The sequence below is a fragment of the Pedobacter sp. GW821-FHT01D05 genome (assembly GCF_059422505.1).
The window spans coordinates 296,617-320,264 of record NZ_JBWKXA010000005.1 but is presented as its reverse complement, the minus strand read 5'-3'; the positions used below and the strand labels follow the sequence as shown (position 1 = coordinate 320,264).

Genomic DNA, 23,648 nt, shown 5'->3' with positions numbered 1-23,648 from the left:
GCAGTTATAGTATCATTAGGTGAACGCTCATCTGAATGTGATCAATTTTTCCTGTAACATTTTAACCGCAAGCTTCAAATGCGTTTTTATTGAATTAACAGAAAGCCCCATTTCATTGGCTGCATCCTGATATTTTTTATTTTCCATGTAAACCAGCTTAAATGCTTTTTGGCGCTGGGCAGGAAGCTCGTTAAGGGCAAGGTTAATGGTGTTTTCGCTGCCGGTCTGTTCTGATTGTTCAATATCCTCCTCCAGGTTTATCCTTTCCGTATATTCATCCATTTTTTGCTGGGTAACTTTTCTTGTCCTTAAGGCCATTAGGCATTGATTATGCACAGCCCTGAAAAGGTAAGCTTTAAGGGAGCTGTTTACAGCGTGGTAATGTGATTTTTGCCACATGGAAATAAACAGGTTTTGGACCAGATCTTCCGCCTCCATTTCGTCTTCCAGCATCATATATGCTTTTAGCGCGAGTGGTTTGTAATATTTTTTAAATACCTGTTCGTAGGCAGTCTTTTTGCCGTTCTTGAGGTCATTCAATAATATTTGGTCAGAGATCTCCATTAATATAGATTAAAGCAGGCGATAAATATATACTTTGAAATTCAGAAAAGCAAGAAAGGTCTGGTACTAAGCATGATGCAGCTGTTTCCACTGTTTGGATTGAGGATTTAAGCCTCGCTGATATTTTATACAGCTGTAATGTGAACAAATAGTTAATAGGATAAATGTTCAGATATATTTCAGGCTCAGCCTTTCAACAGGTGTTTATTTTTAGCTAAAATTTATCCAATTATGGCTTTATAGTAAAGAGGTAGTTAGGCTGTGGCCGTTGCAGAACCCTAATTTGGATTGTTGAACAGTTTAGCTGAAAAAACAAATTTTTATACACAATAACACAGATGGTTTTATGAATAGAATAATTTTTCTGCGTATAAATTGTTATGCCATCGTTGCCGGAAGTTGAAAAATTATCAAAGTCGTAAAATTTGTTAAATGTTTGTAGGCTATGTTAAGATAATATAATTTTGTCTACTAATACTATAGATTTAATATATTATGATACCCAAAACAGTTACTTATCTCCTTAATCCGACCTCTAATACATCCTGTAATAACTTTTGTTGCTGTTGTTGATCCTCTGGTGTTAGTCTCTTCTCTAGTTTTATTTTTTTAATGACCCATGTGTAAGGGAAATAATCGAACGGAAGTAGATATGCTAAAGTCACTATGTCTGTATAATCTTAACATGATGTGAATCGAAATAAAGGAATTGCTGACTGGAATTGGAAGCGAAAATGTTGAATGAATAATCTAAAATCAATGATAAAATACAATACCCAGAGGTATAGAAAGGAGCTTGCAAAAAATAGAATAGTTACTGAATATAAATAAGGGAAAATGCGTTTCTGCATTCTCCCCAGATTTCGACCATTACCGGAGATCAATTGGCGTTGCATTCGGTCAGTTCATTCAATGATCATGTCAAAATTATGAATTCTGCACGGGAATTTTTCATATTGCTGAAGCTTGTTGCAGTTTCATGATTGGCATAAAACAATATAAATTATGAAAATAAGCGGAAAGTCCTGGAAGGACTCGCATAACACACCTTTGTCAAAAATACTTTTATTGCCCTGCCTAACAGGAATTCTTCTGGCTTCCTCCGTTCTGCAGGCCAGGGCAAAAAGAAGTGGCGAAGGACAAAATATTAACCTCCTCTCTCATTCAAAGGTAGCCCTTGTAGCAAATTTGACAGCGTATAATTTTTCTGGCAGTTCCTTGGAGATTTCAAATATCTCAGTTCTACGCTCGCGGACTGTTACAATTAAAGGAAAAGTAACAGACGAAAAGAACCTTCCCCTGCCTGGGGTAAGTGTTAGGTTAAAAGGAACGGCCCAGGTGGTATCAACAAATCCCGACGGCGAATTTCAACTGGTTACCGAGCTAAATCAGCCTACTTTAGTTTTTACCTATGTAGGTTATAAAACACAGGAAGTGGTTTATAAAGGCCAACCACTCTCTATAAAACTTGATCCTGATCAAAGTAAGCTTGAAGAAGTACTTGTGGTAGGATATGGTACGCAAAGAAAAAGTGATGTATTAGGCTCAGTGGCCACTTTTAATGCAAAAGCGGTAGAAGAAAAGCCGATATCAAGAGTTGAACAGGCGCTCATCGGCCAGATGGCCGGCGTTCAGGTAAGACAGCAAAGCGGTACACCAGGAGCTGGTTTAAGTATCCAGGTACGCGGGGCTGGCTCAATCACGGCAGGTAATGAACCCCTTTACGTATTGGATGGCTTTCCTTTGGATGTAGCCAGTCAGAATGCCTCCGGAGGTATTTCGAACAGCCCGCTCGACAACCTTAATCCTAACGATATCGAGAGTGTTCAAGTATTAAAAGATGCTGCTGCGGGAGCCATTTACGGTTCGCGTGCCGCAAATGGAGTAGTGATTATCACAACCAAAAAAGGTGTTGCGGGCAAACCAAGAATTAGTGTGAATGCCAATGCAGGTATTAGTTCGGTAGCCAGAAAGATCGATGTGCTTAGTGCTGATGAGTGGGTTGCCCAGGCAACAGAACTGGCCAACGCTGCATGGGTAGCCTCTGGTACTGGAAGAACTGCTGCCCAAACCAATGCTGAAAGAGCCGCTATTTTAGGCCTTGCTCCAGGTACCATTAACACCTCTTTTATGACCGATCCGAGATGGGCACAGCCCGGACACCCTGGCCTTGATTATGTAGACTGGCAGGATGCCATCTTTACCAATGCACCTTATCAAAACTATGAGGTTTCAGCAAGCGGAGGAGCAGAAAATGTGACCTACTTTATTTCAGGTAACGTACTTAACCAAAACGGAACGTTGATTAATTCCAATTTTAAAAATTATGGTTTAAGGGCCAATGTGGAGGCCAATGCGAGTAAGAAACTTAAATTCGGTATCAACCTTGCGCCATCTTATTCTGTTAATAATGCACCTCCGGGCGAAGGTAAGGATAACCAGCTCATGAATGCTTTACAGATGGTGCCGGTAGTTGAAAGTTCGGCAGGCTTAAATTCTGGCGCTTACGGCAACAGCACCTACACCTGGGCGAGCCCAAGGCTAATCAGTCCGTATGCCTATCTCGAAACTGCAATGAACAAGGTAAAAACCTCGAGATTATTGGCTTCAATATATGCAGATTATCAAATAGTTAAAGGCCTTTCAGTAAGATCGAGCTTAAATTATGATAACGTAGACAGAAATACTTCAAAATATACATCCGATCAGGTTACCGTTGGTGCAGCATCAGCTTTATTAACGAATCCAGGTCTTTACTCAACCGGCTCTTACGCGGTAACCAAGAAACAAAACTTTCTTAACGAGAATACCCTTAACTATACCACAACAATTGCCGGTGTCCATAAGATTTCTGCCATTGCGGGGGTGTCGTACAATATAGTGCATACCGAAGGGGTAAGCCTTGCAACGGCCGGAGGTTTTGCCAACGATATCATCAAAACCCTTAGTAATGCCATTGCCAACGCTGCAGGGGTAACCACTACAGGAACTTCAACCGCAGCTAATAATACCCTGTTTTCGTACTATAGCAGGCTTCAATATGCTTTTAAAGACAGATACCTCTTATCTGGTACCATCAGAAGAGATGCCTCTTCTAAATTTGGATCCGAAAACCGCTGGGGAACCTTCCCTTCAGTATCTGTCGGATGGAAAGTTTCAGAAGAATCTTTTCTTAAGGATGTTAAAGCCATTAGTGAGTTAAAACTAAGATTAAGCTGGGGTAAATCGGGCAATAACAACATTGGCGACTATAATGCCATAAGTACCCTGGTAAATTCGAATTACGTATTTGGTGGTAATACACCAACAACGGCTACCGGGCAGGTGGTTTCGGGCCTTGCCAATAAAGCGCTGAAATGGGAAACATCCAACACCTATGATCTTGGTTTAGACCTCAGTCTTTTGGCCAACAGAATCAATTTCACCTTCGATGCCTATCATAAAAAGAATACCGATCTGTTGTTAAACCTGCCGGTACTATCTGCAAGTGGTTTCAGTACAAGTTTACAAAATATAGGTGCGGTGGTAAACAAAGGATTGGAATTCGGACTGAATACGGTAAACGTAAAAACAGCCAATTTCACCTGGACGATGAATGCCAACATTGCCTTTAACAAAAATGCCATAACCGATCTTGGTCCAACACATGCCGATATCGAAATCGCTTCTGCTTATAGCGGTAGCAATGCACCATATCTGCTGAGGGAAGGACTCCCTGCTTTTAGCTATTACATCACTAAAACCGATGGAATTTTAACAGCTGCAGATATTGCCAATCCGGCTGTGGCAAAAGTATCCGGACAGAAAGTTGGCGACGCGAAATACGTTGACACCAATGGCGATGGAAAAATCAGTGCTGCCGACAGGGTAGTAGGTGGACAGCCTTCTCCCAAATATACCTGGGGCTGGACAAACAATTTTAAATATGGGAATTTCGACCTTGGTATACAGCTGTATGGACAACATGGAGGTTCGATACTTTCTTATCTGGGCCGTGCAATCGACTTTTCTGGAAGTACAACCGCAAATGTACTTGGCGTATGGAGAGACCACTGGACGGCAGCAGATCCCAATCCGGATGCGCCAAGGGGTAGGCTGGGCGCTACTTATACCTATCCAAACGTAACCTCTGATTGGGTTTACTCCAGCGATTTCTTTCGGGTGCAGAACATTACTTTGGGCTATAACCTGAAGGGATTGATTAAAACTCCCGGCATTTCTTCGGCAAGGATATTTGTGGCATTGGAAAACTATTTCTCCCATGACAAATATAAGGGGGGAGCGAATCCCGAGGCGCAGAATACGAACGTAAGTGGCGATGCAAGCTATGCAATATCAGGCGATTACGGTTCGGCACCATTAAGTAAAACAGCTTCAATTGGAATAAACATTGGCTTTTAGAAGAATAAGATGAAAACGAAAATATACTTAACCCTGTTCTCCGCAATACTGCTGTTGGGCAGTTGCGAAAAACAATTAAATCAAACACCAGAGTCGAGTTTGGCTACAGAGAATTTTTTTACCAATAATAACGACTTTCTTCAGGCTGTAAATGGGGTGTATTCCCAGTTGAGCAATTATCCCAGCCAGACATTGTGGCTTGGTGAAACGCGCAGCGACAACTTAAACGCGACTTCTGATGGTAACCGCGATTGGGACGGGATCAATAATTTTACCCCGAGTATTACCACCACTGGGTTTATCACTACTGCCTGGAAAGCCAATTTCAATGGCATATATAATGCGAATACGGTTCTGGCAGCATTAGAAACCAAAGGAAGCGTGCTCACTGCCGCAAATGCAACAAGGTATGCCGCCGAAGTCCGTTTCTTAAGGGCATTTTATTATTTTTCCCTGGTACGGACTTTTGGCCAGGTGCCATTAATATCGACCGTAAAGAGCGCTGTGGAAGTAGCAAGCATTCCACGTAGTTCTGTAGCCGATGTTTATGCACTGATCGAATCTGATCTGCAGTATGCGGCAGCCAATTTACCCGCAAATTTTACCGGAACTGATCTTGGAAGACCAACTTCCTATGCTGCAAAAGGGCTGTTGGGACTGGTTTATCTTACCAAATCGGGGCCTACTTATGGTATAAACGGACCTGGCCTTAACAGCAATGAATATGATAAGGCTGGGGCTTTGTTCGATGCCGTACTTACCGGGAGTCCTTACAGTTTTGCCTCCAATTATGCATCAATATTTTCTTACACCAACGAAAACAATAGTGAAGTGGTGTTCGACATACAGTTTGCTTCGAGTTTAAACGGAGCAGGTTTTCCTTCCCATTTGGTGCCTGTAGCTTATTGGACCAGTAATGGGATTTCTAACAGTTTTGGGAACGGCTATGGAGCCAGTACCTTTCCGGTATCAAAAAGTCTGGTCAATTCTTACACCACCAATACGGTAAGCGGCAGCGATGTGCGATATCCTTTCAATGTAGCCACCACCTATACTGCTGGTCCTTTTATTAAAAAATATATTGATGTGGCTAAAAAGGGCTTATCGGGAAGAGATTGGCCGATTAATTTTATCGTACTGCGTTATACCGATATATTGCTCATGAAAGCCGAATGTATCCTTCATGGTGCAGCAGGTTCTCAGGCAGATGTTGATGCCAGTGTAAATAGGGTAAGGGCCAGAGCTGGAGTTGGTGCTTTATCTAACGTAACCATTCCGATTTTGATGCAAGAAAGACAAAGAGAATTTTTGGGGGAGGGACTTCGCTGGAATGACCTTGTTCGGGAAGGATTAGCAGTTTCACAGATGAATGCCTGGAGAGTGGCAGATGCGATTACGAAAATTAATGAAATTGTACCGAACTATGTTATTTATCCGGTGCCTGCAGCAGAAATTCAGACTGCACCTGGCCTTTATACTCAAAATCCGGGTTATAACTAGTATATTATGGTAAGAATAAGGTTTTAATTCAATAAAATGATCAAGAGAAGTTTAATCATCATTGGTTTTTCGTTACTGTATAATGGAGCAATATTTGCCCAGCGAAAGGCTGGGCAAAAGCCCAACATTGTTTTTATTCTGGCTGATGACCTGGGTTATGGAGATGTTGGTGTTTACGGGCAAAAACAGATTCTCACGCCAAATATTGATAAATTGGCCAATGAGGGCACTCGGTTTACCGATTTTTATGCCGGTGCTCCGGTCTGTTCACCCTCACGGGGATCTATTCTTACAGGTCTCAACACCGGGCATGCTACAATTAGGGGCAATGCAACCGAACAAGGAGGGCTTGCGGGGAAAAAAGGGAAAAATGTGGTGTACCGGGCCAATCTTACCAAAGATGATTATACTATAGGAAACCTGATGCAGGATGCCGGTTATAATACTTCATTGGTTGGAAAATGGCATGTAGATGGATATGATTCGCTCGCTACACCTTTACAAAGGGGATTCGATAAATTTTCGGGATGGCTGATTAACATTCCCTCAACTTATGCAAGCACCTATTGGCCTGATCACCGTTACATTAATGGAAAACTTGTAACAGTTGATGCTAATACCAATGCAAGAAAAGGCTATTATGAAACCAATATCTGTACAGATGAGGCCCTTGCTTATCTGGAAACCCAAAAAGATAACAAAAAGCCTTTCTTTTTAATGCTGAACTTTAATAATCCGCATTCACCACTGGATGTGCCAGACCAGGCCATCTATAAGAATAAAAACTGGCCTGAAGATATGAAGACCTATGCGGCTATGGTGTATTATTTAGACCAGTCGGTAGGTAAAATAAAAGATTACCTGATCAAAAGTGGCCTGTCGGAGAATACAATTGTGTTTTTTGCATCAGATAATGGCCCAAGGTCGGAGCCTACCAGTCAGCTGAAAGCGGTATCCGAATTCTTTGATTCGAACGGTAAACTTAAAGGGTACAAAAGGGATATGTACGATGGAGGGATCAGGATTCCGTTTATTGCATGGGCGCCTTTTATTAAAAATGCGCCGAAAACAAGTGATGTGCCGGGGTATTTCCCTGACATTATGCCAACTTTTGGAGAGATTGCCGGTAAAACTACCGGATTCCGTACAGACGGTACTAGTATATATCCGGTTATTAAGGGTGGTAAGGTTAAAACCGACCGCTTTTTATATTGGGAATTTTTTGAATTGGGCTTTGAGCAGGGCGTGCGTTATGGCCGGTGGAAAGGGGTGAAAAGACATCATAAACTCGAACTTTACGACATTAAAACGGATATTGGCGAAACCAATGATGTGGCTGCTGCCCATCCTGATATTGTGAAGAAAATTGAGGATTATCTTTTAACCGCCAGAACAGATTCGCCTTATTGGACGGTAAAATAAAGAGGGTATTCTCTACCTACATTCAATCAGGAACTAACGGTTTATAATTAAAATAGTTTAAGAGCCTGTTTAAATTTCATTATAAATTATTAGTATGTCAGTCTGTCCAAAGGACTCCTGTGGAGAGTGCAGTCGAGGATTCGTTTTTCGGTATATTAAAAGAAATCGACTCCGCTATCATTGACAGGTTCCAGTAGAATGGTCGTCATCTCGACTGTAGCGCAGCGAAATGGAGAGATCTTGTGCCAAGTTATTGAATCAAAGTTAAAAGATTTCTCCACTGCGGTCGAAATGACGATACTTCAAGACCATTCACCTGCTTTATCCATCTGTCATTCATATTGATTTTTGCGAAATAAATTAAGCCTCGGTGTGACAAAAATGTTAGATAAGTAAATAATTGTATCAAATTTAAACAGGCGCTAAGTCTGAAGGTAAAATGGAGCCCATTTTTCATGTTTGGCTATTGGGTTGGGGATTGGTTTCTCTTAAACTCACTTGGCCTCATGCCATATTTCGATTTGAATACCGTAGAAAAATAATTTGGGGAGGAGAATCCGACCATATAGGTGATTTCTGCGATTGTATATCTTTCATTGATCAATAGAAATTTTGCTTTTTTTAGCCTTCTGTTAACGATGTAGTCCGTTACACTGCAATCCAGCAAGGCCTTTACTTTTCTGTATAGCTGCACCCTTGAAACCCCCAGGGCTTTGCTGATCTCCTCTACACTGAAATTTTCATTGCCCAGGTTCTGCTCTACGAGACCGGAGAAATCATTTACAAATTTTTTATCCAGGCTTTTTGAAATAGGTTGCCTGTTACCGGAACTGATATCGCTTGTGTAATGAGACTTTAGCAGGAGTCTGTTTTTCATCAGGTTCCGCACAGTAGCCAGTAAATACTCATAATTGAAAGGTTTAACGATGTAGGCATCTGCCATACTCTCGAAGCCATTGATCTGTTGTTCTACACTGCCCTGTGCCGTGAGCAGGATGATGGGGATATGGGATGTACGAATGTCGGATTTGAGCTTCTCTGTAATTTTCTTCCCGGAAAGATCTGGCAGTACCACATCGCAGATGATCAGGTCTGGTACCTGCTCGTAGGCAGAAGTGATCCCGCTCTCGCCGGTATTTGCAATAAATACCTCGTATTCCTCATCAAGTTTCTCAGCCAGATAATGCAGAAGGTCTGCATTGTCTTCGATGATCAATACCGACCGTTCCTTTAATTCACGCAACAAATCATGGTTATTTTCTCTCTTGAGATGCTCTAGTTCGCTCGTATAAATTTTCGCATTTTCATAAAGCTCTTCTCTTTCTGCCTGTTGGGTGTGTTTCTCTTCTTCTCGAAGGTGTGATGACCCAAGGGGCAGGGTGACGGTGAAGATAGTACCGTGCCATTTCCTGCTTTCTACGGTTAGGTCTCCATGTAAAAGATTCATCAGTTCCTTCGAAAGGGAAAGGCCCAATCCAGATCCTTTTCTTGCGTTCGAGTCTGCCTGATAAAAATGTTCAAATATATGGAGGATTTCTTCCTGGTCCATTCCAGGTCCATTGTCTTCCACTTTGATAGAGATATGAGCATCGTCTTTACTCACTGTAACGTGAACTATTCCATTGGCTGGCGTAAATTTTAGTGCGTTAGATATCAGGTTGAAAATTACCTTATCAAACATGTTCACGTCAAACCATACTGTTATATCCGATTCTTTAGTGAAGAGTCTGAGGTCTATATTCTGTTTTTTTGCAGCGAGCTGAAAGGTTTCAATAATGTCTGCAATAAAATCTATAAGATTGTTCGATGTTGATCTTATGCGCATCTTACCATATTCAATCCTTCTGTACTCAATGAGCTGGTTGATCAGGCGCAACAGGCGAAAAACATTTTTATTGATCAGCTTCAGGTTTTTTCCTGCAAGTGCATTAATTTTTTCATTATTAATCAGATCTTCCAGGGGAGAGAGTATTAAGGTAAGGGGCGTGCGGAATTCATGAGATATATTGGTGAAGAAGTTCAGTTTGGCCTCAGTCGCCTCTTTAGCCTTTTCAGACATCTCAATAAGCTTATTACGCTGGTTAAGGATTTCGAGGTTATTCGCCTCCAGGTTTTTGTTGATCTTCCTGTTTTCCAGTAGGGAGAAAAAAGCCAGTCCCCCGAAAACCACAGAGAGCACCAGGGTAACCACGGTGACGTTTAATGTAAGCTGTTGGTTGTCAAATAAAGAACGTTGTTCAGCCAGGAGTGATTGCTGCCGTTCGATATCTCTCTGCTGGCTGCTAAATTTATTCCACTGCAGTTTCATGAGCTGAACATTCGATGAATCTATCACCACAGACTGAAGGATATTTTCTTTGAGGATGGATTCTTTTCCAAGAATACGGAATGCTGTGGAAATTGCCTCTTTGCCTCCCGTTGGATAAAGCAAGCTGGCATCTATCACTTTGCCATCAATCATCTGAAGGCCGCCCCCTTGTCCAGGTAGCGCATCTATTCCAATAATGGCCACCTTCCTTTTTATTCCGAGTTTACCTAACGCCTCCCTGGCTGCAGAAGCCATCTGGTCATTATGAGCAAAAATTAGGTCCGTGGTACGCAATGCCTCCTTCATTTTCAATAGCTCGTCAATAGCGTGCGATTTTAACCAATCTCCATAGATCTGATTCGAAATTCTAATATTAGCAGATTTTTGGAGCCCTTCGGCAAATCCTCTCTGGCGCTCTATTGTGGGAGAGGAGCCGGGAAGTCCCATGATTTCTATTATATTTCCTTTCCCTTTAAGCAGACCAGATACATACTGCCCAGCCATCTTGCCAATCTGATAATTGTCTGCACCGACATAAGCGGTATAAGCCGAAGATGATGTTTTCCTATCGATAATAACCACAGGAATGCCACTATTATAAGCCTGTTCAACGATTGGAGTGAGCGGCCGTGCCTCGTTAGGAGATATAATCAACAGGTCAATATTCATTTTTAATAGTTCCCCTACCTGCGAGATTTGTTTTCTATTGCTGTTGTTTGCATCTCTATATACCAATGTGGCACCCGGATGCAACGAAAGCTCCATTTTCATCTCTTCCAGCATGGTTCTCCGCCACAGATCCGAGCCAACGCATTGTGAAAATCCTATAACGTATTTTGCTTCCTTTTTCTTGTTGCTACAGCCACAAAGAATAGCCGTTAGGATGACCATTATAAGTATCCTATAAAGGAAGTGAAGTCTTGCGGTCATATTTATCATTTTAATAAGGGCAGTGTCTGGCACCGGTTGTATCTGGTTAGGATCCTGTTTGTAACAAAATAATTTTAAAGATAATCAAATTTGAAACTTTAATGAATTGGCGCTCGGCTGCGAGTTGTAGGATGAAAGGTACAGATGCATCAAAATCTTAATATTGATGTTTCAAAAGTGTAACTACATCAGATCAGGTAAAAATAATAAATTTTAATTAACTGTTAGTCAGTTATTTATGTGATGTGTCAAGATTGTATTTTTTTGGAACAGATTTGTTATCCTCCCTTCCCGTTTTTGACCAATTTGCAATCCTCAACCAATAAATAAACCCTTATGAAAAAACATTCCGTCCTGGCTTGGTCCATGGTCGTAGCCCTAGGCGGCTTTCTGTTTGGATTCGATACAGCCGTTATATCAGGAGCTGAAAAATCCATTCAACAGTTTTGGAACCTTTCAGCATTTGCACATGGACTTACCATATCTATTGCACTTATCGGTACAGTAATCGGCTCTCTGGTAGGATCCCGCCCATCTGATTATTTCGGAAGAAAAAATACACTTTATTTCGTAGCCGCAGCATACTTACTTTCTTCACTGGGTACCGCACTGGCAGATAATTGGTATATCTTTTTAGCATTCCGCTTTTTGGGTGGTTTAGGTGTGGGAATCTCTTCTGTTACTGCACCCATTTATATTTCAGAGGTGTCTCCGGCACATAGAAGGGGTCGGCTTGTAGGGCTTTTTCAGTTCAATGTTGTACTGGGAATATTGATATCTTATCTTTCAAACTATTTGCTAAGCCAGGGAGGAGAGGCATCCTGGAGATGGATGCTTGGTGTTCAGGCATTTCCATCTATAATATTCCTTGTGCTAATCTACTTTATTCCTGAAAGTCCAAGATGGCTTATACTTAAACGTGGTGCATACGATAAAGCGTTGGAAATCCTACGCATCATAAATCCACTAAACTGCGATGAAGAACTTGCCGCCATCAAGAAGTCAGGCCAGGATATGCTGAAAGACAAATCTTCGGATGGACTTTTTTCAGGAAAGTACAACAGGCCTATTGTCCTGGCCGTGCTGTTTGCCTTCTTCAATCAGGTATCTGGTATAAATGCCATTATCTATTACGCACCAAGAATTTTTGAAATGGCAGGGCTTGGTGCGCATTCTTCACTTTTATCAACTGTTGGTATCGGAATGGTCAATTTTATATTTACGCTTCTTGCGATCAATATTATAGATAAAGTTGGGAGAAAAACACTGATGCTGATCGGCTCTTTCGGACTGATTATTTCTCTTGGACTTGTTGCAATCGCATTTCTGGGTGGTTCATCCAACGGGTTTGAGATCCCGATTTACGTAATGCTCTTCATTGCTTTTTTTGCTTTTTCGCAGGGGGCAGTTATCTGGGTATTTATTTCAGAGATTTTCCCAAATCAGGTCAGGGCAAAAGGGCAAACACTCGGCAGTTCTACCCATTGGGTAATGGCAGCACTGATTGCATTCTGTTTTCCCTATCTGGCAGAGTCATTTGGAGGTGCAAACATATTTTTCTTTTTCTGTGCCATGATGGTATTGCAGCTGGTATTCGTTTGGAAGATGATGCCTGAGACAAAGGGGAAATCTCTGGAGCAGATAGAGACTGGAATTGTAATGCACTAAATAAAAAAGAAAGACAAGAATATGATCACACCTGCTATATGCTTTGGCGAAATATTATGGGATGTGCTGCCTGATGGGCGCATGCCAGGTGGTGCACCGCTAAATGTGGCCTATCACCTCAATAAGCTTGGCTTGTCCAGCAGTATCATCAGTAAAATCGGAGATGATGAAAACGGAGTAAAACTGGAGCGTTTGCTTGATGGTTGGCAAATTAACAAAAGCCTCCTTCAGCGCGATACGATACACCCTACCAGTGAAGTGATTGCCCGCGTGGGCAGTAGAAATGAGGTTTCCTATGAAATCGTGTTCCCCGTGGCATGGGATTTTATAGATCACCAGTCCACGATCGATAGTGCACTGAAGCCATCCACATATTTTGTGTACGGAAGCCTGGCCTCCAGAAATACGCTTTCCAGAGAAACGCTGTTCAAATTCCTGGAAAGCGATGCGATAAAGGTATTTGATATCAATCTCCGCCCTCCTTTCTTTGATAAGAGCCTTTTGGCAAATCTGATGGAACGGGCAGATATCATAAAATTTAACGAGTCGGAGCTACACATGGCCCAGATCCTTTTCGGGGGAAGGTTCATAAATGAGAGAGAGCAGGTCCGTTTTATACAGGAACGCTTCAGTGTGCCAGAGGTAATCGTAACTAAAGGAGAATTTGGGGCTTCCTATTATAGAATGGATCAATCTTACCATGCCTGGGGATCAGAGGTGAAGGTTAACGATACCATTGGGAGTGGAGATTCATTTCTTGCAGCCTTCATTGCCAGTCATCAATTGGGACTTGCACCAAAAACCATTATAAAAAATGCGATCGGAATGGGTGCTTTTATCGCTACCAAAAAAGGGGGCTGTCCGGAATATGAGATTGAAGAATACAAAAAGTTTATTGACGAAATATTTTAACTGAACATTAATACTAACCAAATCTGAATTTTATGAGAAAAATTTTCCTTACCTGGCTTTTTGCCTGTATGGTAACGGGCCTGGCATTTGGCCAGACCAGGGTAATCAGTGGCGTTGTCACCGACAATGAATCCATCCCTCTGGAAGCTGTAACCGTAGTTATCGTAGGTACCCAAAGAACGGTGACCACAGATGCTAATGGTAGTTTTAAAATTGAAGCTTCTGCCGGTCAGTCGCTTAGGTTCATTTATATTGGAGCTGAACCGTTGACCATTCCCATTACCGCAGAGTCGGCCAATCTTAAGGTCAAACTCGACATCGCGATCAATAAGCTCAACGAGATCGTGGTTACGGGTTATCAGAAGGAACGCAAGAAAGACATCACCGGAGCGGTCAATGTAGTTGATGTTTCGAAGATCAGGGATATTCCTTCTGGTAATGCTGTAAAGTCTCTACAGGGAAGGGTTCCGGGGGTACTGATTACCACCGACGGTTCTCCGACTGGCCAGGCAACGGTAAGAATCCGTGGCATTGGAACTCTGGGCAATAACGACCCACTTTATGTAATCGATGGAGTGCCAACCAAAAACGGGTTGGAACAGTTAAACCAGAACGATATTGAATCTATTCAGGTGCTTAAAGATGCGTCATCAGCAACTATTTATGGTTCACGTGCAGCGAATGGTGTAATCATCATCACTACAAAAAAAGCCAAAAAAGGTTATTCAAAGATCGACTTCAATGCCTCGACGTCTATTCAGAATTATGCCACCAAACTTAAAACGCTTAATGCCGAGGAAAGAGGCCGTGCCTATTGGCAGGCGGCGGTAAACGATAAGGCCAACCCCAATAATAACCAGATTTATCAGTATGACTGGAACAATAATTTTAACAACCCAGTACTAAACCGTGTAATCTTTCCGGAGTATATCGATGCGGCAAAGACCATGAAGGCTGCAGATACTTACTGGTTTGATGAGATTGCACAAAATTCGATTATCCAGTCCTATGATGCAGCCCTTTCCAATGGTGGTGAAAAGGGAAACAGTCTTTTTTCAGTAGGTTATTATGATAATAAGGGTATCGTAAAGGAGTCTAGAAGCCGAAAATATACGGCAAGATTCAATTCTGATTACAATTATCTAGACGGCAAGTTAAAGATCGGGGAGAATTTTTCAGCAAGCTACATTAAGAATGCCCAGATCCCATCAAGCGATATTCTATTTGCCTCGCTCGTGCAGCAACCTATTGTACCGGTATATACCACAAGCGGAGGCTGGGGAGGCCCTGCGGCAGGAATGACCGATAGACAGAACCCGGTTAGACTAATAGAAGACAATAAGCAGAATGATTACAATTTTTATAGGCTCTTTGGAAATGCATATGCAGATTACCAGATCATTCCTGGACTGAACTTCAGGACAAATTTCGGTGTAGACTATAACGGTAGCTATCAGCGCCTGTTAAAGAAATCATATGTTTCTGGTTTTTTGGCTGATCCTGCAAACCAGGTGAGCAATGCACAGACCTATCAGGGTAATATCATCTGGCAGAATACCCTTAACTATAAGATCACTAAGGATAAACATAACCTGGAAATACTCGCCGGTCAGGAATACATAAAGAACATCAGTCAGGAGTTTTCTGCAAGCAGACAAGGGCTTGCGATAGAAAATATTGATTATGCCTACCTTAATGCAGGTAGCTCAAATACCCTCAACGGGGGAAGTGGGGCGGGAAACAAACTGTTGTCTTATTTCGGTAAGGTCAACTACAGTTACAACGACCGTTATATTGCCTCTGTAACCTTGAGGAGAGACGGCTCTTCGCGGTTTGGTAAAGATAACCGATACGGTACTTTCCCTGCTTTCTCACTTGGTTGGAGAATGAGTGAAGAAAAGTTTATAAAGGATCTAGGTCTGTTTTCTGATCTGAAGCTTAGGTACGGCTGGGGCCGTTCTGGAAACCAGGAAATCCCCAACAATGCTACACGCTCCCTATACTCTGCTATTTACGGGACTGACCCGACATGGGACTTTGATAAGGGTACCGCATATGATATCACAGGTGCAGGTACAGGACAGTTGCCATCTGGTTTTGCCCTTATCCAACAGGGCAACGACAACCTGAAATGGGAATCGCTAAGAGAGTCGAATTTTGGTTTGGACTTTGGTTTATGGAACAATAAGCTTACTGGTTCTGTTGATTATTTTATTAAAAAAACCTCAGATATTCTAATAAGTCCCGCTTACCTGGCCGTACTTGGAGATGGAGGGAATAGCTATAGTAATGGGGCTTCGCTTCAGAACAAGGGGCTTGATGCGATTCTTACCTATGAAGATAAGATTGCTGATGACTTTAGCTTCAGCCTGACGGGTAACTTTTCGCTCTACAGGAACAAGGTGACCTATCTCCCTAAAGATGTGCTGGCTTCCTATCCCGGCAATGGTACCGACAAAAATGTACTTGGAAGGCCTATCAACTCCTACTTTGGATATATTGCCGATGGCCTCTTTACCTCACAGGCAGAAGTAGATGCTTATGCCAGCCAGCCTGGAAAAGGATTAGGCAGGATTAAATATAAGGATATAAACAATGATGGCGTGATTAACGATCTGGACCGCGACTTTATAGGCGACAATAGTCCCAAGTTCACTTATGGATTGAATGTTTCCCTTAGCTATAAGAACTTCGATATGAGTTTTTTCCTACAGGCCATTAATGTGGATGTAGTGAATGATTTTAAGACTTATACCGATTTTTCTTCACTTTGGACAGGTACGAACTGGGGCAGCAGGACGCTTGATGCCTGGAGTCCTTCAAATCCAGGTTCTACCATTCCAGCGCTCACTCTTGTAGACCGCAATAATGAAGGCAGGTTTTCTACTTATTTCATAGAGAACGGATCTTACCTCAAGTTGCGCAACCTACAGATTGGTTATAATCTTAAAAAGGCACTGAATATGAAAATACAGAACTTCAGGGTATTCGTTCAGGGCAGTAACCTGTTTACCATAAAGAGCAAATCTTTTACTGGTACTGATCCTGAGATTCCCAATTATGGATTTCCTGTGCCAGTTGTTGGTACCCTTGGGCTAAATATTACATTGTAAAATTAGATATATCAAAAGATGAAAAAATTAATATATACACTGGCATTCTTCGCTACCTTATTCTTTTCATGCGAAAAAGCCCTTGATGAGCCAGCACAGGGGGTAGTTTCAGGCGATGATCTGAATACTCCGGAGAATATTGATAAAATGGTCATTGCAGCTTATTCTGCACTTGGAAATGATCACTATACTTCTCCATATTCAAGCATGTGGCCGTATGGAAGCGTTCGAGGAGGAGATACCTATAAAGGAGGGGATGGACCCGGAGACCTGTCAGAGTTCCATCTGTTTGAGACATTTTCCCTTAACAGACCTGACAATGGCCTCATCGACCAGCTTTGGTTCAGGCTGTATGTGGGTGTCGGTCGAGCCAATGATGCGTTGAGAAGAGTCGATGCCATGTCTGCCGCTGAATATCCAAACAAGGTTCAACGCCAGGGAGAACTTCGCTTTTTGAGAGGACATTTTTATTTTCTGCTAAAGATTCTTTTCAAATATGTTCCCTTTATCGATCAGAATATGGCAAAAGCCGACTATCCGTCCATTTCCAACAGGGCCTTGAGTAATGATGCGCTTTGGACGAAGATTGCAGATGATTTCAGAGCGGCCGTTACAGCGCTGCCTACAGATCAGAACGATAAGGGCAGGGTAAACAAAAATGCTGCGAAAGCTTATCTGGCTAAAGTGCTGTTGTACCAGGCTTATACCCAAAGCGAAAATAATGCGGTAAGTGGTATTGATGCTGCTAAATTAAATGAAATAAACACCTTATGTGATGAGATCATCACATCGGGCAAATTCAGCCTGAGCACGGATTATGCCAACAACTTTTTATCTGCTTCTGATAACGGCCCGGAATCTGTTTTTGCTATCCAGTATTCAAAAGATGATGGTACGCCAAAGGGGAGACTGGATTACGGGCATGCGCTTAACTATCCGATGAATCAGGAGTATGGATGCTGCGGTTTTAATGTGCCTAGTCATGATCTGATCAATGCTTTTAAAACAGGAACCGACGGATTGCCTCTTTTTTCCACCTACAACAATACAGATGCAGCAGCTTCTCTCGACTTTCAGAGCAGTTCATTCGATCCACGACTTGATCATACCGTGGCCAAACCAGGTGCACCTTTTAAATATAAGCCAACATTTGTATTCCAGCGCTCATGGTCAAGAGCACCAGCTATTTACGATGCGTTTGCTAGTATGAAAGAAGCAGTACTTCCCGACGACGCTTCTTTTCAGAAAGTTCCACCATTTATCGGAAGTTCGAAAAACTGGCAGATCATCCGCTATTCAGATGTGCTGCTTTGGAAAGCAGAAGTGCTGATAGAGCTGGGGCGGCCATTAGAAGCTGTTCCGCTGATCAATCAGGTTAGAAACCGTGCAAACCTAAGTCGTAATCTATTGAAAAATGCTGCGGGAAACCCAACTTCAAATTATAACGTTCAGCTTTATCAACCTGGGGTAAATTGTACCTGGAGCCAGGATTTTGCAAGGCAGGCCCTAAGATTTGAAAGAAGACTTGAGTTCGCTACAGAAGGTTATCACTTTTTTGATTTGGTGAGGTGGGGGATTGCTGCGCAGACTATGAATGCTTATTTTTCGGTCGAAAAATCAAGGGTTGCCCATCTCGCCGATGCCAGGTTTACAGCAGGAAGGGATGAATATTTCCCTATCCCTTTAAATCAGATTAACTTTAGTAGCGGGGTGTATAAACAAAACAACGGATGGTAATATTTCTAATGTCCAGGGAGCCTTCCCTGGATATTAGCTTAAATTTTAAAAAATACAACATGAAAAACAATTCTATAAGATCGGTGTTCTTTTTGCTTTTTTGCCTGTTCTCTGTCGGTTCCAGTGCCCAATCTACAGGAGGCGAAAAATACAGGCCAGCTTTCCATTTTTCACCAAAGGCACATTGGATGAATGATCCTAACGGAATGGTGTATTATAATGGCGTTTACCATCTATTCTTTCAGTATCATCCCGGTGGTACAACCTGGGGACCTATGCACTGGGGACATGCCACAACTAAAGATTTCTTTAACTGGGCGGAAAAGCCCATAGCACTTTATCCAGATAGCCTGGGAACTATTTTTTCGGGAAGTATCGTCATTGATAAAGACAATACCGCAGGATTTGGTAAGAACGCTATGGTTGCGATATTTACGCACCATAACCAAAAGATCGAAGAGGCCAAGACTGGCCTGCACCAATACCAAAGTATTGCTTATAGTAATGATGAGGGCGAAACGTGGACTAAATATAAGGGTAATCCTGTGCTTCCAAACCCTGGGATAAGCGATTTCAGGGATCCCAAGGTGATGTGGTATGAACAAGGCAAAAAATGGGTCATGACCTTAGCTACAAAGGACAGGATCACTTTCTATTCCTCCCCAGATCTTAAAGCCTGGAAACACGAGAGCGAATTTGGAGCCAACCTGGGCGCTCATGGTGGGGTTTGGGAATGCCCGGATCTATTTCCACTCAAAAGCAATGGTAAAACGGTATGGGTGCTTTTAGTTAGCATCAATCCCGGAGGCCCTAACGGAGGTTCTGCAACCCAGTACTTTACAGGAAACTTCGACGGGAATAAATTCGTGCCAAATTCTACAAAAGAGAAATGGGTGGATTATGGAACCGATAATTATGCAGGGGTTACCTGGTCTAACACCGGCGAAAGGAAGATATTCCTTGGCTGGATGAACAACTGGCAGTATGCCAACCAGGTACCTACCAAGGCATGGCGTGGTGCTATGACACTTCCCAGAGAACTATCGCTCGCAAGTGTTGATGGAGCGTATTATCTTCGTTCGTTACCTGTAAAGGAATTTTCGCCATCATTAAAGTCTGTTTATAAGAAAGGACCTGTTACTATCGATAAAGAGATTGACCTTTCTGCGTATGCCAAGCTTCTGGATGGAAAGTTCAAACTCGATCTTAGCCTTGAAAATGCCAGCGACCTTAATATTGTATTATCGAACGTTAGCGGACAAAAGCTAATTATAGGCTATAACAAAAAGAGCAACAGTTACTTTATCGACAGGGCGCAATCTGGCGAAACATCATTTGGAAAAGGATTTGCCAAAAAACATAGTGCGCCCAGGTTACTGGCCGATAAGAAAATCAATATTAGCTTGATCCTGGATGTAGCATCCGTAGAACTTTTTGCCGATAACGGATTAACTGTGATGACAGATATTTTCTTTCCGGGTACTGCTATTAAAACAATCAAGATTCAAAGCAGTGGTGTTAGTAAGTTAAGCAATCTTTCGCTGTCAAAGATTGATCAAAAGCAGTTAAAATAGCATAAGAGGTTATATCTTGAATATAGATTTGTCATCCAGTTCAAAGGACTCCTACGGAGAGAGTAATTTATTTTATAAATTAATATAAATGACAGGAGAATTTAAAAGATTAAATCTCCTCCGATTATCGTCAGCAATGACGACCTTTCTATAGGATCTGTCAATAGTAGCGGAGTCGATTGCTTTAATATATCTAAAAACGGGTCTTCGACTCCGCTCTCCACAGGAGTCCTTTGGACAGACTGACATACTAATAATTTAAAATAAAATAGGCTCTAAGCCAACTGTATATAAGCTGGCAGGTCTATCCATTTCAGACCGCTATGCTCTTAATGAAGCTAAGTGATTTTAAGTAATAAAACCTTAATAAAAATCAACTAAAATAGCGCCTGTTCTTTAAGGTTGCTATTTTAGTTATTTAGGCTTGCCCTGCAGTACCCATATCTTTTAGCTTAAAAGGAATTAAGCCTAGGTTTAGTTCCAATAATTAATCAATCTCTTATTCAGGATTCCCATATCTTGGAAATGTTATGGCCTGTTGGTTGGCTAACCAAAAGCTAATTGGGGAGACTATCTGTTCAATTTGGACATGAGGAGAGCTCACTAAAATATTTTTGCGCAATCGATTGCTTAAATCGATTATTTTACGAAATTCGTATAACCAGATATTAATATTTTAATTCAACCCAAATATGTGGGGCATCAATGAAATCAATTGCGCTGGTGAAGATGATGAAAAGATTGACAGACACTGCGTAAATACCATTTTTTTGTCTTTTATTTCGCTGATCGCCAGAGATAAATTATTTTCTTATTCAACTAAAATTGTTCATAATCGCACTGATATTTAATGAGAACTTTGAAGCCAGAATGAAGCGAACGATCTTCCTTATTTCAATCTTTCTTTTCTTGTTTTCTTGCGCTAAATCACAAGAATTTGTATTTACACCGCTTAATGTTCTTCACGGCCTGAGCGACAACCAGGTTCGTTACATGCTTCAGTTGCCCGACGGACGTATGGTTTTCAAAACGACTGGTAATATCAATATCTATGATGGCGCAGGGTTTAAGTATATTCACCGGGATTCGCAACGCAAATATCCGCTAAAAACATACGATGGTTTTTACAGAATTTATCTGAGTGGCGATTCCATACTTTGGATAAAAGACTATAAGGAACTTTTAAGGGTTGATCTGCGCAAGGAGAAGTATACACAAGATTTAGCGGGTTATTTCAAAAAGATAGGTTTTCCAAAGCCAATAGATAATTTCTTCATGGATACAAAGCAAGGGCTGTGGTTGCTTATTGGTGACAAACTTGTGCTTAGCGATCATACTCAAGAATTCGAGCTGTCGCAGAATCAGGGAAGATTGCAGGATGTGAGCGCTCATGAAGAAAAACTGTATCTTTTTTACAGTACAGGAAAGGTAATCTGCTACGATCTGAGCTCGAAACGTAAGTTGTACAGTGCGGCTGCATATCCCGATACGCATTACGCTAGGTTTGGCAATACTTCCTTGGTCGTCAAGGGGCGCAATGGTTTTTATCAGTTGCGAAATGGAACCCACGGCGGGTTCTTTTTCTTTGATCTTCAAAAACAGGCCTGGAGAAAAATCCTTGAGACAGAATATACCTTAAATACCTTAGTGGTGGATGCTAAGGGTAAAGCATCTATCAGTTGCGCCAAGGGGATTTGGATAATTGATTGTTTTAGTAGTGAAAAACGTTATTGGCCGCTGCTAAACAAAACCGACGGAAGTAAACTGAATACAGAGATCAGTACACTGCTTTATGATAAGCAGGGCGGATTCTGGCTGGGAACCGTAAATCAAGGAATACTTTATGATCATCCCGAAAGGTATATTTTTAAGCATATCGGCGCATCGTATTTTCCAGGTGCCTTATTAGGCGATATCATGGTGAAAGCATTTTCTGAGGACGTATCGGGGAACATTTACCTGAAATGTAAATCTGGATTTTATCGTTACAAAACCGCTTTAAGTAATGGTAATGCACTTGAGAAAATTGATGTTTTTTCGATTCCCCCACCAGTACGCCATAAATTGGAATATCCTCAAATGTTGATGGATTATAACATAGACCATACCGCAGAACTTATTGATTCCAGAGGCTGGAAATGGATAGGAACGGGAGATGGGCTGAGGTTATTTAAACCTTCCGGGGAACAGCATGTGTTTTATACTAAAGATGGGCTGTCAAACAATTTTATACAGGCGATATTAAAAGACAGCCATAACAACATCTGGATCACCACCAGTTATGGCATTAACAAGCTTCAGATTGATTCGATCAGTGGAAATGTTCACTTTACCAGTTTCGATTCAAATGCTGGCACATTAGACGGAGAATATACAAATCAGGCTGTTTACGAAAGTTTGAGTGGTGACCTTTATTTTGGAGGAATAAATGGATTTAGCATTTTGAAACCCAGTCGCCTTTTGCAACGTAAGCTGCCCTTTAAGCCTGTCTTTACTAATCTGTTCTTAAAAGGAGAAAAGGTTGAACCGGGCAAAAGTTATGGTGACCGAGTAATTTTAATCAATAGTGCACCTTATATTAAGAGGATACAGCTTGATTATAACCAAAACTTTCTCACTTTTCAGTTTTCAGCGCTTAACTATCAGAATCCATCCCAAACCTTTTATCGATATCAGCTGATAGGGATAGACAGGTCCTGGCGGGAAACCTTCAGTCGCAGGGAAGATGGCGTAAACGGGCATGGTGTTCTCGAAATATCGTATACCAATCTGCCTCACGGTAATTATAAGCTAAGGGTAATGGCTTCTAATAACAATAAAGAATGGAGTGGACCGGTTTCAGAACTAGATCTAACTATTAATGCACCCTGGTGGCAGACTTTGCCCGCAATTATCTGTTTCGTAGTATTGGCTTCAGTCTTGATATCAGCAGCAATATTTGCTTATATTTCTCACACCAGAAAATCATTGGAACGCACTCATCGCGAAGAGCTTTTGTTGCTCAGGATTCGTAACTTAATTGATCAGCAAAATGTGCTTCTCGCAGAAAAAGAGAACCTCCCTGCAGCAGTTGAGGAGCGTAGCGACGCTTCAGAATTCAAAACTGGCCTCAACCAGGCCGAATCTGAATTTCTAGAACGGGCGATGAAGCTGGTAGAAATGAATATTGAGGTTACAGATTATTCTGTAGAGCAGCTCAGCCGTGATCTTAATATGGACCGTACCGGACTTTACCGAAAACTCATTACACTCCTTGATAAATCGCCATCACTGTTCATTCGCAATGTTCGCCTGGAGAAAGCGGCACAATTAATTTTGGAAGGTAAACTCAATATTTCAGAGATCACTGAAAGGGTGGGGTTCAGCAGCTCAAGCTATCTGGGTAAATGTTTTTATGAACGGTATGGCTGCAGGCCTTCGGAGTATGCCCGTAAGGTGAAAAATCAACGCCATTGATACTTTTTGCAACATAGTTGTTGTCTTAACATCACCGTTCAGCGGTATGTTTGTTATGATCAA

General features: G+C 41.8%; 11 protein-coding genes. 9 read left to right on the top strand and 2 right to left on the bottom strand.

Annotated elements, in window-relative coordinates; genetic code table 11:
- Positions 1-27: 27 nt before the first annotated feature.
- Positions 28-564, bottom strand: coding sequence for an RNA polymerase sigma factor (locus AC07VK_RS18730; protein WP_492954712.1), 537 nt, complete (start codon positions 562-564; stop codon positions 28-30).
- Positions 565-1,569: 1,005 nt separating this feature from the next.
- On the opposite strand from AC07VK_RS18730, the gene AC07VK_RS18725 reads away from it, so the two are divergent.
- From AC07VK_RS18725 to AC07VK_RS18715, 3 genes are read left to right on the top strand one after another with little or no spacing between them, the layout of a single operon-like run.
- The gene (locus AC07VK_RS18725; protein ID WP_492962418.1) at positions 1,570-4,965 is read left to right on the top strand and encodes a SusC/RagA family TonB-linked outer membrane protein; all 3,396 of its coding nucleotides are present in this window, start codon (positions 1,570-1,572) and stop codon (positions 4,963-4,965) included.
- Positions 4,966-4,974: 9 nt separating this feature from the next.
- On the top strand, positions 4,975-6,465 hold the full coding sequence (locus AC07VK_RS18720) for a RagB/SusD family nutrient uptake outer membrane protein (protein ID WP_492962416.1): 1,491 nt from the start codon (positions 4,975-4,977) through the stop codon (positions 6,463-6,465).
- Between the two features lie 36 nt (positions 6,466-6,501).
- Positions 6,502-7,887, top strand: a complete 1,386-nt coding sequence (locus tag AC07VK_RS18715; protein ID WP_492962414.1) for an arylsulfatase — start codon at positions 6,502-6,504, stop codon at positions 7,885-7,887.
- Between the two features lie 463 nt (positions 7,888-8,350).
- On the opposite strand, the gene AC07VK_RS18710 is transcribed toward AC07VK_RS18715, so the two are convergent.
- Positions 8,351-11,125: a substrate-binding domain-containing protein gene (locus AC07VK_RS18710; RefSeq protein ID WP_492962412.1), complete on the bottom strand. Its 2,775-nt coding sequence runs from the start codon at positions 11,123-11,125 to the stop codon at positions 8,351-8,353.
- Between the two features lie 336 nt (positions 11,126-11,461).
- On the opposite strand from AC07VK_RS18710, the gene AC07VK_RS18705 reads away from it, so the two are divergent.
- The 6 genes from AC07VK_RS18705 to AC07VK_RS18680 all read left to right on the top strand — a co-directional run bounded on the left by AC07VK_RS18705 (position 11,462) and on the right by AC07VK_RS18680 (position 23,585).
- Positions 11,462-12,793, top strand: coding sequence for a sugar porter family MFS transporter (locus AC07VK_RS18705; RefSeq protein ID WP_492954717.1), 1,332 nt, complete (start codon positions 11,462-11,464; stop codon positions 12,791-12,793).
- A 21-nt stretch (positions 12,794-12,814) separates the two neighbouring features.
- Positions 12,815-13,705 carry a carbohydrate kinase family protein gene (locus tag AC07VK_RS18700; protein ID WP_492962410.1) on the top strand — a complete coding sequence of 297 codons (891 nt, stop codon included), beginning with the start codon at positions 12,815-12,817 and terminating at the stop codon, positions 13,703-13,705.
- Between the two features lie 32 nt (positions 13,706-13,737).
- Positions 13,738-16,818: a SusC/RagA family TonB-linked outer membrane protein gene (locus tag AC07VK_RS18695; RefSeq protein WP_492962408.1), complete on the top strand. Its 3,081-nt coding sequence runs from the start codon at positions 13,738-13,740 to the stop codon at positions 16,816-16,818.
- A gap of 18 nt (positions 16,819-16,836) precedes the next feature.
- The gene (locus AC07VK_RS18690; RefSeq protein WP_492962405.1) at positions 16,837-18,555 is read left to right on the top strand and encodes a RagB/SusD family nutrient uptake outer membrane protein; all 1,719 of its coding nucleotides are present in this window, start codon (positions 16,837-16,839) and stop codon (positions 18,553-18,555) included.
- Between the two features lie 59 nt (positions 18,556-18,614).
- Positions 18,615-20,129 carry a glycoside hydrolase family 32 protein gene (locus AC07VK_RS18685; protein WP_492962403.1) on the top strand — a complete coding sequence of 505 codons (1,515 nt, stop codon included), beginning with the start codon at positions 18,615-18,617 and terminating at the stop codon, positions 20,127-20,129.
- Positions 20,130-20,954: 825 nt separating this feature from the next.
- Positions 20,955-23,585: a ligand-binding sensor domain-containing protein gene (locus AC07VK_RS18680; RefSeq protein WP_492962401.1), complete on the top strand. Its 2,631-nt coding sequence runs from the start codon at positions 20,955-20,957 to the stop codon at positions 23,583-23,585.
- Positions 23,586-23,648: the final 63 nt, after the last annotated feature.

What these genes read in the sequence shown, in the direction of transcription:
- AC07VK_RS18730 (WP_492954712.1), bottom strand. Translation starts at nt 564, where the DNA reads ATGGAGATCTCTGACCAAATATTATTGAATGACCTCAAGAACGGCAAA.
- AC07VK_RS18725 (WP_492962418.1), top strand. Translation starts at nt 1,570, where the DNA reads ATGAAAATAAGCGGAAAGTCCTGGAAGGACTCGCATAACACACCTTTG.
- AC07VK_RS18720 (WP_492962416.1), top strand. Translation starts at nt 4,975, where the DNA reads ATGAAAACGAAAATATACTTAACCCTGTTCTCCGCAATACTGCTGTTG.
- AC07VK_RS18715 (WP_492962414.1), top strand. Translation starts at nt 6,502, where the DNA reads ATGATCAAGAGAAGTTTAATCATCATTGGTTTTTCGTTACTGTATAAT.
- AC07VK_RS18710 (WP_492962412.1), bottom strand. Translation starts at nt 11,125, where the DNA reads ATGACCGCAAGACTTCACTTCCTTTATAGGATACTTATAATGGTCATC.
- AC07VK_RS18705 (WP_492954717.1), top strand. Translation starts at nt 11,462, where the DNA reads ATGAAAAAACATTCCGTCCTGGCTTGGTCCATGGTCGTAGCCCTAGGC.
- AC07VK_RS18700 (WP_492962410.1), top strand. Translation starts at nt 12,815, where the DNA reads ATGATCACACCTGCTATATGCTTTGGCGAAATATTATGGGATGTGCTG.
- AC07VK_RS18695 (WP_492962408.1), top strand. Translation starts at nt 13,738, where the DNA reads ATGAGAAAAATTTTCCTTACCTGGCTTTTTGCCTGTATGGTAACGGGC.
- AC07VK_RS18690 (WP_492962405.1), top strand. Translation starts at nt 16,837, where the DNA reads ATGAAAAAATTAATATATACACTGGCATTCTTCGCTACCTTATTCTTT.
- AC07VK_RS18685 (WP_492962403.1), top strand. Translation starts at nt 18,615, where the DNA reads ATGAAAAACAATTCTATAAGATCGGTGTTCTTTTTGCTTTTTTGCCTG.